Source organism: Streptomyces melanosporofaciens (genome assembly GCF_900105695.1).
GTDB lineage: Bacteria > Actinomycetota > Actinomycetes > Streptomycetales > Streptomycetaceae > Streptomyces > Streptomyces antimycoticus.
Window position 1 is genome coordinate 6694952 of the sequence record NZ_FNST01000002.1, and the last position, 16478, is coordinate 6711429.

The 16478-nt window shown below is 71.9% G+C and carries 17 protein-coding genes; 8 read left to right on the forward strand and 9 right to left on the reverse strand.

Going from position 1 to position 16478, the window contains the following annotated elements; genetic code table 11:
* The 6 genes from BLV72_RS31790 to BLV72_RS31815 are packed head-to-tail and all read right to left on the reverse strand — an operon-like array spanning position 1 to position 6426.
* Positions 1-825: a class I SAM-dependent DNA methyltransferase gene (locus BLV72_RS31790; protein WP_093466592.1), complete on the reverse strand. Its 825-nt coding sequence runs from the start codon at positions 823-825 to the stop codon at positions 1-3.
* Positions 822-2123, reverse strand: coding sequence for an MFS transporter (locus tag BLV72_RS31795; RefSeq protein ID WP_093466594.1), 1302 nt, complete (start codon positions 2121-2123; stop codon positions 822-824). The genes BLV72_RS31790 and BLV72_RS31795 overlap by 4 nt, the downstream gene beginning before the upstream one ends.
* Complete coding sequence (locus BLV72_RS31800) at positions 2107-3168, reverse strand: enolase C-terminal domain-like protein (protein WP_093466596.1); 1062 nt, start codon at positions 3166-3168, stop codon at positions 2107-2109. Before BLV72_RS31800 ends, BLV72_RS31795 begins: the two co-directional genes overlap by 17 nt.
* On the reverse strand, positions 3165-4286 hold the full coding sequence (locus tag BLV72_RS31805; protein WP_093466598.1) for a PLP-dependent cysteine synthase family protein: 1122 nt from the start codon (positions 4284-4286) through the stop codon (positions 3165-3167). The genes BLV72_RS31800 and BLV72_RS31805 overlap by 4 nt, the downstream gene beginning before the upstream one ends.
* Positions 4283-5173, reverse strand: coding sequence for a Rossmann-like domain-containing protein (locus BLV72_RS31810; protein ID WP_093466600.1), 891 nt, complete (start codon positions 5171-5173; stop codon positions 4283-4285). The genes BLV72_RS31805 and BLV72_RS31810 overlap by 4 nt, the downstream gene beginning before the upstream one ends.
* Positions 5170-6426, reverse strand: a complete 1257-nt coding sequence (locus BLV72_RS31815; RefSeq protein WP_208905789.1) for an ATP-grasp domain-containing protein — start codon at positions 6424-6426, stop codon at positions 5170-5172. Before BLV72_RS31815 ends, BLV72_RS31810 begins: the two co-directional genes overlap by 4 nt.
* 100 nt (positions 6427-6526) lie before the next feature.
* Here BLV72_RS31815 and BLV72_RS31820 point away from each other — a divergent pair, with 100 nt between their 5' ends.
* The 3 genes from BLV72_RS31820 to BLV72_RS31830 all read left to right on the forward strand — a co-directional run bounded on the left by BLV72_RS31820 (position 6527) and on the right by BLV72_RS31830 (position 10113).
* Complete coding sequence (locus BLV72_RS31820) at positions 6527-8038, forward strand: alpha/beta hydrolase (protein ID WP_093466602.1); 1512 nt, start codon at positions 6527-6529, stop codon at positions 8036-8038.
* Positions 8039-8281: 243 nt separating this feature from the next.
* Positions 8282-9355 (forward strand): permease, encoded by a 1074-nt coding sequence (locus tag BLV72_RS31825; protein ID WP_093466604.1) that lies wholly within the window; start codon positions 8282-8284, stop codon positions 9353-9355.
* Positions 9352-10113: a TIGR03943 family putative permease subunit gene (locus BLV72_RS31830; RefSeq protein ID WP_093466606.1), complete on the forward strand. Its 762-nt coding sequence runs from the start codon at positions 9352-9354 to the stop codon at positions 10111-10113. The genes BLV72_RS31825 and BLV72_RS31830 overlap by 4 nt, the downstream gene beginning before the upstream one ends.
* Before the next feature lie 284 nt (positions 10114-10397).
* Here the strand turns inward: BLV72_RS31830 and BLV72_RS31835 are convergent, their stop codons facing one another.
* Together BLV72_RS31835 and BLV72_RS51155 are read right to left on the reverse strand one after the other, a co-directional pair.
* Positions 10398-10691 (reverse strand): hypothetical protein, encoded by a 294-nt coding sequence (locus BLV72_RS31835; RefSeq protein ID WP_093466608.1) that lies wholly within the window; start codon positions 10689-10691, stop codon positions 10398-10400.
* A 68-nt stretch (positions 10692-10759) separates the two neighbouring features.
* Positions 10760-11125 (reverse strand): hypothetical protein, encoded by a 366-nt coding sequence (locus BLV72_RS51155; protein WP_093466610.1) that lies wholly within the window; start codon positions 11123-11125, stop codon positions 10760-10762.
* Positions 11126-11266: 141 nt separating this feature from the next.
* Between BLV72_RS51155 and BLV72_RS31845 the strand changes: the two genes are divergently transcribed.
* A complete protein-coding gene (locus BLV72_RS31845) occupies positions 11267-12469 on the forward strand; it encodes a hypothetical protein (protein WP_093466612.1) in 1203 nt (400 codons plus the stop codon).
* A gap of 63 nt (positions 12470-12532) precedes the next feature.
* Positions 12533-13081 carry a hemerythrin domain-containing protein gene (locus tag BLV72_RS31850; RefSeq protein WP_093470667.1) on the forward strand — a complete coding sequence of 183 codons (549 nt, stop codon included), beginning with the start codon at positions 12533-12535 and terminating at the stop codon, positions 13079-13081.
* 49 nt (positions 13082-13130) lie between these two features.
* Here BLV72_RS31850 and BLV72_RS31855 read toward each other — a convergent pair whose 3' ends face one another.
* On the reverse strand, positions 13131-13655 hold the full coding sequence (locus tag BLV72_RS31855; protein ID WP_093466614.1) for a hypothetical protein: 525 nt from the start codon (positions 13653-13655) through the stop codon (positions 13131-13133).
* Between the two features lie 444 nt (positions 13656-14099).
* Between BLV72_RS31855 and BLV72_RS31860 the strand changes: the two genes are divergently transcribed.
* The 3 genes from BLV72_RS31860 to BLV72_RS31870 all read left to right on the forward strand — a co-directional run bounded on the left by BLV72_RS31860 (position 14100) and on the right by BLV72_RS31870 (position 16274).
* A complete protein-coding gene (locus BLV72_RS31860) occupies positions 14100-14294 on the forward strand; it encodes a DUF2795 domain-containing protein (protein ID WP_014056611.1) in 195 nt (64 codons plus the stop codon).
* Positions 14295-14394: 100 nt separating this feature from the next.
* A complete protein-coding gene (locus tag BLV72_RS31865) occupies positions 14395-15381 on the forward strand; it encodes a polysaccharide pyruvyl transferase family protein (RefSeq protein WP_093466616.1) in 987 nt (328 codons plus the stop codon).
* On the forward strand, positions 15378-16274 hold the full coding sequence (locus BLV72_RS31870) for a glycosyltransferase family 2 protein (protein WP_093466618.1): 897 nt from the start codon (positions 15378-15380) through the stop codon (positions 16272-16274). The genes BLV72_RS31865 and BLV72_RS31870 overlap by 4 nt, the downstream gene beginning before the upstream one ends.
* Positions 16275-16478 lie beyond the last annotated feature (204 nt).

The following is a 16478-nucleotide window of genomic DNA, read 5'->3' on the forward strand; positions in this document are numbered from 1 at the left end:
TCAGGGCGCCGAGGGGGCGGGCTCGGTGAGGCGGGCCACCACGTGCAGCCGGTCGGCGTCGGCCGTACGGCCGGGGGAGTGGCCCTCGCGCCAGGGCGGCTCGGTGCGCGGACCCGGTCCGTCGTGCAGCTCCAGGACCTCGAAGCCGTGCGCGCCCAGGAGGTGGCGCAACTCCTGCGGGAAGAGCAGCCGCCACGCGGAGCGCTGTTCCACGGGCGCGGATCCGTTGTCCGGGGTCCATACGCGGGTACGGCGCAGGAGCTGGGCCGTGCGGTCCACCGTGAGCGTGGTGGTGGACCGGTAGGCGGTGCGCCGCCAGGTGAACTCACCGACCGTGGGCGCGTCGAGCAGGTCCGTACGGCCGAGGAAGTAGGCGCCGTTACGCATCTCCGCGACGAGCAGCCCGCCCGGGACGAGGGCGCGCCGGCACGACGACAGGAAGCCGTCGAGCTGGGCGTTGGTGTGGCAGTACAGCAGCGCGCTGTCCAGGCACACCACGGCGTCGGACACGCCCCGGCCCAGATCGAACGTGTGCAGGTCGGCGCGGACGTACACGGGTCCGGGGTGGTTCTCGCGGGCGTGCGCGAGCATCGCCTCGGAGAGGTCGGCCCCGGTCACCTCGCGGCCCGCGCCGTGGAGGTGGGCGGCGTCGCGGCCGGTGCCGCAGCCCAGGTCCAGGACGCGCGGTCCGGCGCCGTGCCGGCGCAGGCAGTCCTCCGTCCAGCGGCCGGCCAGCCGCTCGGGGTCGGGAAACCTGGCCTCGTACAGCTCGGGGTTGTCGGTGAGCAGATTGTGCGCGTCCGCCCCCGTCGTGGAGGTCGTCATGTCGTCTCCCTCGTCGCGCCGCGTCCGGTGGGGCCGGACACGGTGGCCGGTGTGGCGGGCTTGGGCGTCGTCGGCAGTGAGCCCAGCCGGTGCAGCCAGGCCACGCCGAGTGCGGAGGCGAGCCCGAACAGCGCGCAGCACGTCCAGGGCAGCCAGTCGGCGTCGCCCCGCTCGCCGGCGTCCATGGCCCAGCCGACGACGGTGTTGCCGAGGGCGGCGGCGATGCCCGAGATGACGTAGAAGATGCCGAAGTAGGTGCCCGTCAGTTCGGGCCGGCCGAAGCCGGGGACGAGCTCCATCACAAACGGCTGGGCGACCATCACCCCGAGGTAGAGCAGCAGGGCGCCGATCAGCACGGGAAGAGCGCGCAGTATCGCGTCGGCGGTGCCGTCCGGGCCGCCGGAACCGCCCGCCACCAGTGCGGGCGGCACGAACGCCAGCGCCATCAGACCGAGCCCCACGGCGATCCAGCGCGCCCGGTCACCGCTCACCTTCAGGGCGCTGGTGATGCGCAGCTGGAGCGCGAGGTTGGCGAGGGTGCCGACGAGGAAGACGAGCCCGGCGGCGCCGTCCCAGCCGGTGGCGCGGCGTGCTCCGTCGGGCAGCAGCAGATAGAGCTGGTTCTCCAGGGTGAACATGCCGACCATGGCGAGCGCGAACGCCAGGAAGGCGCGGTGGCCGAGCACCTCGCGCCAGTCCGCGAGCACCGTGCCCTTGCTCGGCTCCACCTCGCGCACGGGCAGCACCAGGGCCTGCGCCACGGTGAGGACCGCGAAGATTCCGGCGCCGGTCAGGGCCGAGGTGCGGAAGTCCACCAGGAGCAGCGCGCTGCCGAGCAGCGGACCGATCAACGCCCCCGTCGTGGCGAACACGTTGAACAGGGCGAACGCCTCGGCCTTGCGCTCTCCGGCCTCCTGCGCGAGGTAGGCGCGCACGGCCGGGTTGAACAGCGCCCCGGCGAACCCGCTGCACACGGACGCGGCGATCAGGACGGAAAGGCTGTCGCCGAGCGCGAACAGCCCGAACCCGACCGTGCGCAGGGCGCATCCGGCGATGATGACGCCACGTGCGCCGAGCCGGTCGGCGGCCGAGCCGCCGATGATGAACAGGCCCTGCTGACTCAGGTTGCGCACGCCGAGGACGATGCCGACGACGGCGGCCGACATGCCCAGGTTCTGGTCGAGGTGGGTGGCGAGATAGGGGATGAGCAGGTAGAAGCCGGTGTTGACGCCGAGCTGGTTGACCAGCAGCAGCTGGATCGCGAGCGGGAAGCGGCGCATTTCATGCCACGTCTTCACGGCTCACCTCCCGGGGCTGGACTCCCAGTCCGGGAAGGGTGTTCGCACGGACGAAGCCGTCGGCCCCGCCGATGCCCGACCACGGGTCGTGGGCCAGCAGCAGGTGCCCGTCGAGGTCGGCCCAGCGGGCGCGGTCGGCGAGGTGGACGGCGGGTGCCAGGCCGAGGCTGCTGGCGGTCAGACAGCCGAGCATCAGCGCGGTACCGCTGCCCTCGATCGCCTCGGCGATGCGCAGGGCGGCGTGCACCCCGCCGCACTTGGCGAGCTTGACGTTGACGCCCTGGACGCGTCCGGCCAGACGGCGTACGTCCGCCAGGTCCACGGCGTCCTCGTCGGCGATGATCGGTACGGGTGAGCGCTCGGCGAGGGCCCCCAGCGCGTCCGGGTGGCCGGGCGCCAGGGGCTGTTCGACGGCCTCCACGCCGAGTTCGGCGAACCGCGGCAGCAACGCCACGGCCTGCGCCACGGTCCAGGCGCCGTTGGGGTCGAGGAGCAGCCGGACGCCGGGTGCCGCGTCGCGGATGACACGGACGCGCTCCACGTCGTCCTCGGGGTCGGGAGTTCCCGCCTTGACCTTGAGGACCTGGAAGCCGTGGGCGGCCAGGTGGCGGGCCTCGGCCGCGGCACGGCGCGGCGAGGTGATGCCGATGGTGCGGGCGGTGGCGGCGACGGGAGGTTCCGGGGTGCCGAGGAGGCGGTGCACGGGGGTGGCCGCGCGCTTGCCGACGAGGTCGAGGAGCGCCGCGTCCAGCGCGGCGGTCACGGCCGGGGGAGTGTCCGCACCGGCCAACTCGCCCGTCCGCAGGGCTTCCAGGGCGCTCTCGGGGTCGCGATGGCGGACGAGATCCGTGCCGACGGCCGCGAGGAGGCGTCGCAAGGTGGCGGCGTCGAGACCGTAGTAGACGCTGGTGACGGCCTCGCCGTGGCCGCTGACCCCGTCGTGTTCGACGCTCAGCCATACCGCGTCGCGGGCGGCCATCGTCGAGCGGGAGATGCGCAGCGGCTCGGCGAGTTCCAGATGGATGGTGCGCTGACTGGCTTTCACAGGCTTTCTTCCGGGTGGTGGGGGACGGCGCCCAGGGGGAGGGACGTGAGCAGCTCGGCCCGCAAGGGGTCGGTGACCCTCGTACATCGCGTCCAGCCGGTGGCCTCGGCGGCGCCGGGGTGCGGAATCTCCACGGGCCGGGCGGCAGCTGTGGCCGGGTCGAGGCCGTGGGCGGCGGCGAAGTCGTCGTCGTAGACGCTGCCGAGGTAGCGGTGCGGGCCGTCGGGGAAGACGGTGGCGACGACCGCTCCGGGGTGGACGCGGGCGGCCCAGGCGGCGACCAGCGCGACCGCGCCGGTGCTCCAGCCGCCGCTGACGAAACTCCCCCGGGCGAGCCGGCGGCAGCTGTCCACGGCCTCCGCCGGACCGACCCAGTGGACCTCGTCGAAGGCGTCGTAGGCGACGTTGCGCGGGTGGATGCTGCTGCCCAGGCCGCGCATCAGCCGGGGCCGCGCGGGCTGGCCGAAGATCGTGGAGCCGGTGGCGTCTACGCCGATCAGCCGCAGCGCGGGCCAGTGCCGCCGCAGCGGACCGATGATCCCCGCGCTGTGGCCGCCGGTGCCCACGCTGCACACCAGGATGTCCAGGTGGTCGAGTTGGGCGGCGAGTTCGGCGGCCAGCGAGGCGTAACCGGCGGTGTTGTCGGGGTTGTTGTACTGGTCGGGCCAGTACGCGCCGGGCAGTTCGGCGAGCAGCTCCCGCAGCCGGGCGAGGCGGGCGGCCTGCCAGCCGCCCCTGACCGCCGGACGGTCCACCAGCTCCAGCCGCACTCCGTGGGCGCGCAGCAACTGCCGCATGAACGGCTCCAGTTCACTGTCGCCGACCAGCACGACGGGGTGGCCGAGGGCCTGCCCGGCGAAGGCGAGCCCGATGCCCAGTGTGCCGGAGGTGGACTCCACCACCGGTGCGCCGGGGCGCAGTTCCCCGCGCTCGCGGGCGCCCAGCAGCATCGACACGGCGGCCCGCGCCTTCATACCGCCCGCCGCGAGCCCTTCGAGCTTGGCCCAGAAGCCGGGGTGCGGCCCCGGCAGATCGGAGGCGATGCGGACCACGGGGGTGCGGCCGAGCAGGGCGAGCAGCTCCCGGTGGGCGGTGGGACGGAGGGCTGTCGAGGTCATCGGGCACCTCCGGGGCGGTCGGCGCGGTAGTGGTGGACGGTGCCGGGGCCGCCGTCCAGCCAGAAGAACGGGTATGGTTCGGCGCACACCGCGCTCACCCCGTGCCCCAGGAGCCGGGGCAGTACGGCGCTGCCGGTCTGCGCGAACAGCACCAGCCGCTTGCCGTGCCGCAGCGCGTGCTCCCGCAGCGGCTCGAAGGTCCCGTTGCCCAGGGTCATCCCGGAGACGAGCAGCGCGTCGCAGCGGGGGGCCGCGGCGAGCGCGTCGGTGACGACCGGCTCGTCCCACTCCGTCACCCCGCCCTTGAGGTCGCACGGCACATAGTCGGTTCCGTGCGAACGAAGCGCCTCCAGAAGGGAGTTGACGACGCCGACCACGAGCACCGTCGCCCCCGGCGCCAGATCGAGCAGCTCGACGACGGCCCGCGCCCGTGCCCGGGACTTCTCCAGGGACGTCCCGGCGGGGAGGGCGACCGGACGGGCCCCGTGCTCCGGGGCGTGCGGAGTGACGTGCATCAGGTAGGCGTCGAGCGCGGCCACGCGCACCGGGAGCAGCGGATGGTCCAGCAGCGCGGCCACATCGGCGCCGACACACTCCTCCACGGCGCTGTCGGACAGGGCGCCGGGCTCCACCGCACACGAGCCGACGGCTCCGGCGAGCCGCAGGCTGAGCACCTCGTTGCGGTAGCCGGTGCCGCGCCCGTCGTGCCGTACGGCCTGCCGAGTGGTGAAGGCCACGGCGATCCGCCGAGTGCGCGGGTCGGGCCCGAGTTCGCCGGCCCGGACACACGCCACGAGATCGTCGTACGTCCCCACACGGGCCGCGGAAGGGACCGGGACGGAGCCGACGGCGGATATGCCGGAGGTGTCGGAGGCGGCGGCGGTCATCGGATCACCAGTCCGGACCGCACCTCGGCGAGCAGCGCCTCGACCCGGCCCCGGGCCCCGGCCCCCGCCGGGTCCCCGGCCATCACATGCCCGAGATACTCGTTGTTGCTGCCCGCCGCCTTCACCTGCCTGCCGGGCTCCGCGAGCTGGACCTCCAGCACACCGGGAGCGTCCCGCAGCCCCGCGCCGTCCAGCGAGGCGAGCGTGCCCGTGCGCTCCGGCACGAGGAAGCCGATGGCGGCGCTGCGCAGCCCGGTGTCCGTGCGCCGCAGAATGGGGGCGCACCCCAGGGCCACGTCCACGCAGGCGGCGGCGAGGTCGATGCCGGTGACGTGGCGGACGAGTTCGGTGATGCGGTTCCCGGCCGGCCGCGGGTTGACCTCGACCACGCGCGGCCCGGCGGAGGTCAGCTTGATCTCGGTGTGCGCCACGACGCCGTCCACCAGCCCGAGCGCCTTGAGCGCACCCAACGCGGTCTGCTCGGCGGCCTCCGTGTCGACGGCCGTCAGCGCGGCGGGGAACATATGCCCGGTCTCGATGAACGCGGGCGCCCCGCCGACGCTCTTGTCGGTCACGCCCACCACATGGACCGCGCCCCCGTGCGACACCGTCTCGACGCTCACCTCGGGGCCGTCCAGCAGCTCTTCGAGCAGGACCGCGGGCGTGCGCCGCTGGCCGCGCGCGTTGACCGGAAAGTCGGCCAACGCCTCGAAGGCGGCGGCGAGTTGGGCATCGTCGTCCACGCGCCGCACGTACATGCCCGCGCACAGGTCGACGGGCTTGACGACCAGCGGGTAGCCGATCTCCCGCGCGGCCCGGGCGATGTCGGCCCACTCCTCGTGCACCGCGAAACGGGGCCCGGGCACCCCGGCCTCGGCGAGGACGCGCCGCGTGGCGTCCTTGCGGCAGGCGTTGTGGACCGCCTCAGGGGCCGGGCCGGGCAGGCCGAGGTGCCCGGCGATCCGCGCGACCGTCGGCAGGTAGTAGTCGCAGGACGTGATCGCCCCGTCGAAACCGAACACTGCGTGCAGCCGCTGGACCTCCGGCAGCAGCGCCTCGGTGTCATTGGTGTCGGCAGTGATCACGTTGCGCGCCCCGAGCAGCGGGTGCGCCGTGCCCTCGGGGGCGGAGCGCAGGTAGTGGTGCAGGTCGCGGGTGAGGAAGGTGAACTCGTGCCCACTCTCGCGTATCGCCCGTGGCAGCAGTCTGCTCATCGACCCGACCCAGCTCTCTACCACCAACAGATGAGCCACAGCTCCCCTTTTCCAGTCGTGTGGGATAACGTGGCGGCCACGTTATCGATAATCGTTTTCATTGTCATCTGACTCCCTGCATGCCGAGGAAGAAATCGTTGTGAGCTCACCCACGCACCGCACGGCCCTGCTGTGCGCCCTGGCGGCCATCGCCGCGACCGTCGCCCCCGCAGCGCCCGCGCAGTCCGCCGTACGTGTGCACTCCGCCGGTTCGGCATCCGCACTCCGCTTCGGGGCCTGCCCCGAGTCCGTGCCCGAGCCGCCCGCACCGGAGCGCGTCGAATGCGGGCGACTGAGCGTGCCGCTGGACTGGAACCGCCCTCGTGGGCCGCGTATCGAGATCGCCGTCTCGCGCGTCCGGGCCTCGGGGGCACCCGCCGAGCGGCGCGGCATTCTGCTGGTCAACCCCGGTGGGCCGGGCGGCTCCGGGCTCCCCTATGCGGTCACCAAACGGGCCAAACTCCCTGTGGGTGTGCGCCGTTCGTACGACGTCGTCGGCTTCGACCCGCGCGGTGTCGGGCAGAGCGCCCCCGTCGACTGCGGCCCGATGGGCGGTCTCTTCGCCGCCCCGGACGCGGACCCCGTGCCTGTCGGCCCGACGGCCGAGCGGGCCCACCTGGCGTCACTGCGCGACCTGGCCGACGACTGCGCGGCGGGCGCCGGCGAAGCGCTGCGGCACCTGTCGACGGAGCAGACCGCCCGGGACATGGACGCGATACGCGCCGCACTCGGCGAACGGCGGACGAACTTCCTCGGTGTCTCCTACGGCACCTACCTCGGCGCGGCCTACGCCGCCGCCTTCCCGCACCGCACGGGCCGGATGGTCCTGGACAGCGCCGTAGGCCCCTGGAACTGGTACGACTTCGACGTGATCCAGAGCCGGGCACTGCTGCGGCAGCGTGACACCTTCTTCGCCTGGACCGCCGCCCACGCGGACCGCTTCCGCCTGGGCGAGGGTGCGGCGGCCGTACGCCGGGCCTACTTGCGGGTGCGCGACCACCTCACCGCCGACCCCGTGGAGGGCTTCGGCCCCGCGGAGTTCGACCGGGCCGTGTACCGCGCCCTGGGCCGCACCGAACGCTGGGCGGGTCTCGCCGACGGCCTGCGAACCTACCTGCGCGAGGGCGCTCCTGACGGGCTCCGTCCCGCCGAGGACTTCGCCGGCCCGGACTCACGCAACTACGAAGCCGCCAACCGCATCGTCAAGTGCGCCGACGGCCCCGGCCCCACACCCCGGCGGATCGTGGCCGACATCCGCCGCACGCGACACCTCGACCCCCAGCCGGTCCTCACCGGCATGGAGGCATCCACCTGCGCCTACTGGCACCACCACCCCGCCCGCCGCACCCCGCTCGGCAGCCCCGACGCCCCGCCCGTTCTCCTGGTGGCCTCCGCCCACGACCCCGTCACACCCATCGAGGGGGCCCGCCAGCTGCGCCGCCTGCTTCCCGGCTCGCGCCTGGTGACGCTCGACAACGACTACTCGCACGGGGTGTTCGCCAGCCGGGGCAACGCCTGCGTGGACGACGCCACGGCCGCCTACCTCGTCGACGGGGCCGCGCCAACGGCGGATGTGCGCTGTGCGGGACCCGGCCTGCCCGCGGCGCCGTGAGACACGGGCCCGCGTTTTTGAAGAGCATTTCAGTTGGCTAGTGTGGCGGGATCCGGGCGACGCGGCACGGGTCCCGCCGCCCGGCGCCACCGCGCGCTCGGCCCCATGCCGGACAGGGAGGAACGCACACACCTCAACGCCTGCGCATCGAACACCGCGGTGAGACGTGGCGCATGAGCCCCGCCGCTAGGGTGTGGCTGCGGATGTCGTCGTGACGAAGAGTCCTGTGTGAGGGGAGGCGTAGTGGACAGGGATGTCGGGGTCGCGCCACCGCTGCCCGAGAGCCCTGCCCATGACCGGGCGCCGTCGGCCGCGCATCCCGACGGGCGCGGTGGCCTGCGTGCGGCCGTGCGTGTCGCCTCTCATGCGCTGATCGCGGGGCTGCCCGTGGCGGTGCTGGGTGTCGTCGCCATCGTGCTGGGGCCCGGGATCTCCGCTGGGCTCGACAACCGGGCGGTGGCGGCGTGGCGGACGGTGTTCACCGCGATCGTCATCCAGGGGGTGCCGTTTCTGCTGCTCGGCACTTTGGTGTCGGCCGCGATCAGCGCCTTCGTACCGGCCTGGGTGTTCACCCGGGTGCTGCCGCGCACCCCGGCGCTCGCCGTGCCGGTCGCGGGGATGGCCGGGGCGGTGTTGCCGGGATGTGAGTGTGCGTCGGTTCCGGTGGCGGGCAGTCTGATGCGGCGCGGGGTGACCCCGGCGGCGGCGCTGGCCTTTCTGCTGTCGGCCCCTGCCATCAACCCGATCGTGCTGATGGCGACGTACGTGGCCTTTCCCGGCAATCCCTGGATGGTCGCGGCCCGTCTCGTCGCCTCGTTGCTGACCTCTGTGGTGATGGGCTGGCTGTGGCTCCGTCTGGGCCGAGAGGAGTGGCTGCGCGCCCCGAAGGGGCCCACCGGGCACACCGCCGGTGTGAGCCGGGCCGAGGAGTTCCGGGTCTCGCTCCAGCACGACTTCCTGCACGCCGGGGGGTTCCTCGTGGTGGGCGCGGCGGCCGCGGCCACGTTCAATGTCACGGTGCCGCATTCCGTGTTGCGGCTCTTCTCCGACTCGGTGTGGTTGTCGGTGCCCATGCTGGGGGTGCTGGCGGTGGTCCTCGCGGTGTGCTCCGAGGCCGATGCGTTCGTCGCCGCCTCGCTCACCGGGTTCTCGCCCAGCGCCCGGCTCGCCTTCATGGTGGTCGGCCCGATGGTCGACCTGAAGCTGATCGCGCTGCAGTCGGGCACCTTCGGGCGGGCCTTCGCCCTGCGCTTCTCGTCGGCCACTTGGGTCGTGGCGGTTTTGTCCAGTGCTCTGGTGGGGTGGTGGCTGCTGTGAAACGCAACATCCAGGTGCTGCTGCTCCTGTTCACCGGCGTCGGTCTGCTGCACATCTCGCTGCTGACCGATCTGTATCTGCGCTATGTGCGCCCTGGCCTGCGGCCCGCGCTCATCGCCTCGGGAGTGCTACTGATCGTGCTCGGCGCGGTGAGCGCCGCCCGCGACGGCTTTCCCTTCAACCGCCCGCGTACGGACCACGACCGCGGTGACCATCAAGGCCACGGCCACGATCACTCTCAGGGGCCGCGGATCGCCTGGCTGCTGTACGTACCGGCGCTGACCATCCTGTTCCTCGCGCCACCCGCTCTCGGCTCGTACACCGCCGCCCGTGACGAGGCGAAGGCCAAGGCCCCCACCGCCGGAGACAGCCTCTTCCCCGCCCTCCCGCGGAACGGGATCGTCGAGATGTCGTTGAACGACTTCAGCTCCCGCGCGGTCTGGGACACCGACGGCACCCTCAGGGGGCACACCGTCCGCCTTACCGGCTTCGTCACCCCCGGCCACCACGGCACCTGGTACGTCAGCCGCCTGGCGATCAGCTGCTGTGCCGCCGACGCGACGGTGCGCAAGGTGCGGGTGCACGGGGCCGCGGCGCCGCCCGCCGACGCCTGGGTCACCGTCACCGGTACGTGGCACCCCACCGGCAAGGTCGGGACGGACGACGCGAGCCCGGCCCTGGACGCCACGACTGTCAAGCGCGTCCCCGCGCCCAAGGACCCGTACAACGATGCGGTGGTGACCCGGCCGGGCCGGTGAAAGGCGGGCACACGGGTGCAGCCCCAGGCCGTCGGCCCGGGGCTTTCCGTGTTCCGGGCGCGGAGCCCTGAGGGTGGTCTGCAGCCGTGGAACTCGGGGCACTGGCCGAGGATCTGGGACCGCGTGTCGGAATCTGCGCTACGTCGCAGCTACGTCGCGCCGCGATTGCCGCTCAGCGTCGCCATCCTGTCCGTCGCCACCACCGTCCACCTCCGGTGCTCATCACAGCGCGTCCCCGGAGCAGGGTCGCGGGCGTGTGACCGTGGCGCCGGCCAGGGGCACGGTCAGTGGTCGTCCCAGTGGCCCTGGTGCTGGGCGTGGCGGTGGCCGTCGTGGACGTAGTCCACATGGTCGCCGTGCGGTACGGCGACATGTCCGCAGTCGTCGCGGTGCTGGTGGTCGTGGCCTTCGTGGACGGTATGGCCACTGGGCTCGCACTCGTCGACGTGGTCGTCGTGTGTCCGGTGCAGATGGCCGTCGTGGACGTAGTCGGTGTGGTCGTCGTGCGGGAGTGCGACGTGGCCGCAGCCGCTTCCATGATGGTGGGAGTGGTCGGTGTGGGGAGCGTGCGTGGTCATGGGGGCACCTTCTTTCTCCCCCCTGGCACATTCTGCAGTCCCGCCACTGCCCATGCCACGCTCGGCGATCAAGACGTGGATCCGTGTCGCCCTGGGCTGGGAAACGCCCACCAGGCCCGCCACGTGGCCGGTATGTCCGCGCGGAACAGACCCTCCCGCTGCCCCCGGGCCACGAACGCCGTGATCCGCTCGACCACCGCATCCGCCGCCTGCGACAGCTCCGGCACCCCCGGCACATCCTCCTCGACGTAGACCACACCCCACAGTTGCCCCAGCGCCGTATACCGCTCCACCAGCACATCCAGGGCGTCCCGCACCGGGGCCCCGATCACTCCGGCCTCGTCCAGGACCGACTCGCAGTCGGCGGGCATCTTGCGGCCCATCGCCGAGATCATCGCCTCCCGTGAGGTGAACAGGCGCGTCAGCGCTCTCATTCGGCTGACGCAAATATGCCTCAATTGACGCGACCGTGCCTCGACACGATGAACCGGCAACGGGGTGAAAGTGGTCAATAAGCGACATGACGGGACTATCGGTGCGGTAAGAACAGAACTGTTGTGACCATAGGAGCTCATATGTCGTTCAACCCGTTGGAGCAGCGCGGCATCCCCCTCGACCGCCAGGTCCGCACCTGGCGTGAGCTGGACGTCGCCCCCATCGACCCGGATCGCTGCGACCCGTACACCCGGTGCCGCATCATCGCCATGAACGGCATCGAGATCGAGGCGATCCTCTTCAGCCACCAGATGGCGCGCCACTGTCCGGACCTCGAGGTGAAGCGGGAGCTGGCTCGGACCCGCTATGTCGAGGCGCAGCAGCAGAAGGCGGTGAACTGGTTGCTGCCGGGGGTCGCCTCGGTGCTGGAGACGACGATCGCCTACGAGCAGGTGGCGGTTGACCTCACCGCCTGGGTGGCCCGCATGGAGCCCGATCCGTACCTCACGCAGGCGTACCAGTTCGGTGTGCTGGAGGACTTCGACCATCTGTACCGGTACGCGAACTTGTACGAGATGATCGAACACCGGAAGGCCGAGGAGATCGTCCAGGGGCTGACCGAAGTCATGCCGGGCCGTCCGACGGAATACCACCACCGCAACCCGGCGGACAACGTCCGCGAGCCCTACGATCGGACGCGGGCCGACCCGATCTCCAAGCTGCACGCGCTGACGATCATGGCGGCTGAGCAGCAGACCATGAACTTCTACATGAACGTCGGCCCGCAGTACATGGAGCCGATCGCCAGACAGCTCTACCAGGAGATCGGGCTGATCGAGGAAGAGCACGTCACCCACTACGAGTCCCTGGTCGATCCGGGCGAGACCTGGTGGGAGCGGCTGGTCGTGCACGAGTACAACGAGTGCTACCTCTACCACTCCTTCATGGAGCAGGAGCCCGATCCCAAGGTGAAGGCCGTCTGGGAGCTGCACCTGAACATGGAGCTGGAGCATCTGCGCATCGCCGGTGATCTGATGCGCCGCAACGACGGCCGCGAGCCCGAGGAGGTCGTCGGCCGGGAGCTGCCGAACGTGCTCACCTTCGAGCCCAATAAGCAATACGTCCGTGAGCTGCTGGCCACCCAGATGGACCTCACGACCCTCGGCACCGGTTATGTACGGGAGGCACACGAGCGTTTCGAGGCCATGCAGGCTCAGCTCAACAACGGCGACCAGCCGCCGAGCAAGCGCGTGATGGCGCGGCACCGCGAGATGTTCGGCCGGGAGTACCGGCTGGAAACCGAGGGCGAGCACCCCGCGCCGTCGCAGCGCTCGCGCGACTGACCCCACCCCCGGCCTCTGGAGGACATCGTGACCGATGGCACTCAGCGCCACGCCGCCGACGGCATGGACGATGTGGTGGCGCTCCTGATGCGTCAGCACGGCGAGATCCGCAACCTCTTCGACGAGGTGGAGCGGGTCACGGGGGACGACCGGCGGGACGCCTTCCGCCGCCTGGTCCGGATGCTGGCGGTCCATGAGACGGCGGAGGAGGAAGTGGTGCACCCTGTGGCACGCCGGTCCTTCGACGGCGGCGAAGGGGTGGTCGAGGACCGGTTGCGGGAAGAGAAGCAGGCCAAGGAGAAGCTCAGCCGCCTCGACGGGATGGACACCGCGGACGCCGGGTTCCTGCCGCTGCTGAGGGAGCTGCGCACCGAGGTCATGGCGCACGCTCGCGCCGAGGAGCGCTATGAATTCGTGCAGCTGCGGCGACGCACGGATGCCGGGCAGCTCGCCGCCATGGCCAAGATGGTCAAGGCAGCCGAAGCCATGGCTCCCACTCATCCGCATCCGGGCGTGGAGACCGCCGCGGAGAACATCGCGGCGGGCCCGGTGGCGGCTGTCATCGACCGCGCCCGTGACAGCGTCCGCAAGGCCATGGGTAAGGACGGCTGACCAAGGCGAAGGCGGGAGGGCGCAGGGGGCACGACCTTCCCGTGCCTCGTCAGCCTGCGCCCACGGGGTCGCTGTGCAGGCGCTCGAGCAACTGCGCGTGATGCAGGTCCGCGACCGGTGCCAGTAGATCCGGGTGGCGCAGCAGCGGCGCGGCCTTCCGGTCAAACTCATCGGGAGCCGTCAGGCGCCGGAAATCGACCGGCGAGGCGGCCGTGTGCTCGCAGTCGGCGAGCGCCGCCACGGCCGTGTCTGCCAGGGCGGGCGAGGCGAGCAGGGCCGCCGCCCAGCTCGCCACGACCTCGTCCACCCAGGTGCGCCAGGCGATGTCCGCTCCATCCACCTCGAGCGGCTCTGTGCCCAGGAGCCACTCCAGCCGGGCGGAGCCGCCCGGCCCTGCCATCGCTACGAGTGCGGACTCCGTCACTGTTGGATAGCGAAGCCAGGCAGCCACGGTCACGGCCTGCCGGGCCTGGGCCTCGGCGAGCGCGGCATTCATCGTTCCTCCGGCCGCCGGGTAGGCCCGGACCAGCCATTGAGCCGTGGCCGCGATGATGGATGACAGATTCCCTGACAACGAAGCCGTTCCTCTCCTGCCGGGCTGCGGTGGAATGCCACCATACGGGTGAATCCGGCACAGGGGGTCATCCGGGTAGTGAAGGCGGAAGGCGAAGGACCGGGGCCGGATCGTGAGCAGGGCGGTGAAGTGCTGCCCGGCGCCCCACCCTCGTCGCACGCGGCTACCGGAAGTGCCCGGCAGGGTTTCGTGCGCACCGGCTCGGGCCCCGGCGAGCAGGCTTCGGGAAGACGGCGTGGCCGCGCTGGGAGCGGGTCGCCCCGGTGCGTCCGGATGTCCGGCGAAGCGGCCATCTGGCTCATTTCACCAATACATGGCAATTGGATGGCTATGACTGGTTGGCTCCCATAGCGGCGGGTTACCCGGGGGCACAAGGCACGGCCGATCGAGTGCCGTGGCGGTGGAGGCAGCGAAACCCGAGAAGTGCGAAGGGAAGGATGCGCCGTGGCCAAGCCCAACCCCACAGACCTCCAGAAGGCCCTGAAGGACGCGAACTATCCGGCCGACCGCGACTCCCTGGTCGAGCGGGCCAAGGACAACGGTGCGGACCGGCAACTGGTCGATCAGCTGGCGCATCTCAAGAAGGGCCGTTTCGAAGGCCCGGACGAGGTGCAGAAGGCCGTCTTCAAGGGCAAGTAGCCCGGCCGCGAGGACGGGCGACGGTGGGCGGAGGGGAGTGCGCACGCACTGAGCGCCGCCCACCACCACCCCGGTCGAGTACGAGGTGGCGGGAGGCTCGATGGCCGTCGAGCACGAGGTGGCGATGCCCGGGAGAGTGTTGCTCACCGGCTGGTTCAGCTTCCCGGACGGTGAGGTCACCGCGGGCGACGCGCTCGCGCTGCGACGAATCCGAGCCTGCCTGGACCACCTCGGAATCCCGTACGACGTGGCCTGGAGTGCGGGCTACCGGCCCGACGCCCTGCACCTGTCCGAGGCGGCCGGACATCTCTATACCCATCTGGTCTTCCTCTGCGGCCCCGCGCACGGGCCCCAGGTCGAGGAACTGCACCGGAGCTTTCCCTCCTGTGTGCGTATCGCCGTCGGCACGTCCGTGATCGATGGCTCCGCCCCGGCTGTCACCGGCTTCCACCACGTCCTGTCCCGTGACGCCCCCGGCGGTGTCCGTCCGGTACCGGACCTGGCCGCCGCCGCTCCCACCGGCCCCGGTGCCCCGGTCGTCGGGGTGGTCCTCACCCATGGGCAGGGGGAGTACGCGGGTGCGCGCCGCCACGCGGAGGTGGCAGCCACGCTGACCCGGTGGCTGGCGGCCAAGGACTGCGCATGTCTGGAGCTGACCACGCGGCTCGACGCGCACGACTGGCGGCTGTGTACGACGGCGGGACAGTTCGAGTCGGTGGTGGGCCGGCTGGACCTGGTGGTCACCGACCGTCTGCACGGGCTCGTACTGGCCCTGCGGGCGGGCGTTCCGGCGCTGGCCGTCGACCCCGTCGCCGGTGGGGCGAAGGTGTCGGCGCAGGGCCGGGCCCTCTCCTGGCCCGCGACGCTGGGCGCCGGCCAGTGCGTGCGCGCCGAACTCGACCGGTGGTGGTCCTGGTGCCTGGGCGACGGCCGGAATCTCGCCGAGCGGCGCCGGGAGGAGTTCCTGGACGCGCGTTTCCATGACACCCGGGACGACGGGACGGCGGGGCTGGCGCGGGTGCTCTCGACGGCCGCGTGGCCCGAGGGCCGACGAGAGCGTACGAGCGGCGCGAGGAGCGGGCCTTGACCGGCGATCGGATCACCGTGGTCATCATCACCCGCAACCGGCGCGTCGAGCTGCTGCATACGCTCGACCGGCTGGCGGAACTGCCCGAACGGCCGCCCGTGATCGTGGCCGACAACGGTTCCACCGACGGGACCGCCGACGCGGTAGCCCGTCTGCACGGCGGCGTACGGCTGCTGCGCCTCAGCCGCAACCTCGGGGCACTCGGCCGGAACGTGGCCGTCAGGGAGGTGCGCACCCCGTACACCGCCTTCTGCGACGACGACTCGTGGTGGGAGCCCGGCGCTCTGGCAACCGCCGTGGATCGGTTCGACCGCCATCCGCTCCTCGCCACGGTCACGGCCCGCATCCTCGTGGAGCCCGCCGGCACCGAGGACCCCATCGTGGCGGAGCTGCGCTCCTCACCCGTACCGGGGCCGCCGTGGCTGCCGGGCCCGGCCCTCGGCTCCTTCATCGCCGCCGCGACCTGTGTGCGCACCGATGCCTTCCGCAGTGTCGGCGGTTTCTCGCCGCGGCTGTGGCTGGACGGCGAAGAGGAGCTGCTCGCCACCGATCTGGCGGTGCGCGGCTGGTGGCTCGCCTACATTCCGGAGATGACGGCTCACCACGCGCCCTCTGTGATCCGGGACCCAGTGGCCAGGCGAGTACGGGGCCTGCGCAACACTCTGTGGTTCACCTGGCAGCGCCGACCGCTTCCCGCCGCCGTGCGCCGCACCTTCTTCCTGGCCCGCACGGTCCCCCGGGACACGGCGAGCCTGCGCGGATTCCTCCAGGCGGCGGCAGGTGTTCCCCGGACACTGGCGCTGCGCAGGATCGTCCCCGCGGAGATCGAGGACCGGCTCCGGCTGCTGGACGAAACACAGCGGAATTCGACGGCGCGGCGGTACGTGAGCTGAGGGGCGCTTTCGGGCGGGCTCTGTGGTTTCTGGCCGGGGCTGTGCTTTCCGGGTGTGAGGAAGGCCACCGGCGGCCGGGTCTCCTCCCGGAGGGTTCGTCTGTGAGCATGGACGGTCGCTGGGCCGTAGCAGTGTCGCCGTGGTCAGCCGACCCCTGATGGGGCTTCCCTATCCGTCCATCTCCTCACCCTCGGCCTGCCTGCG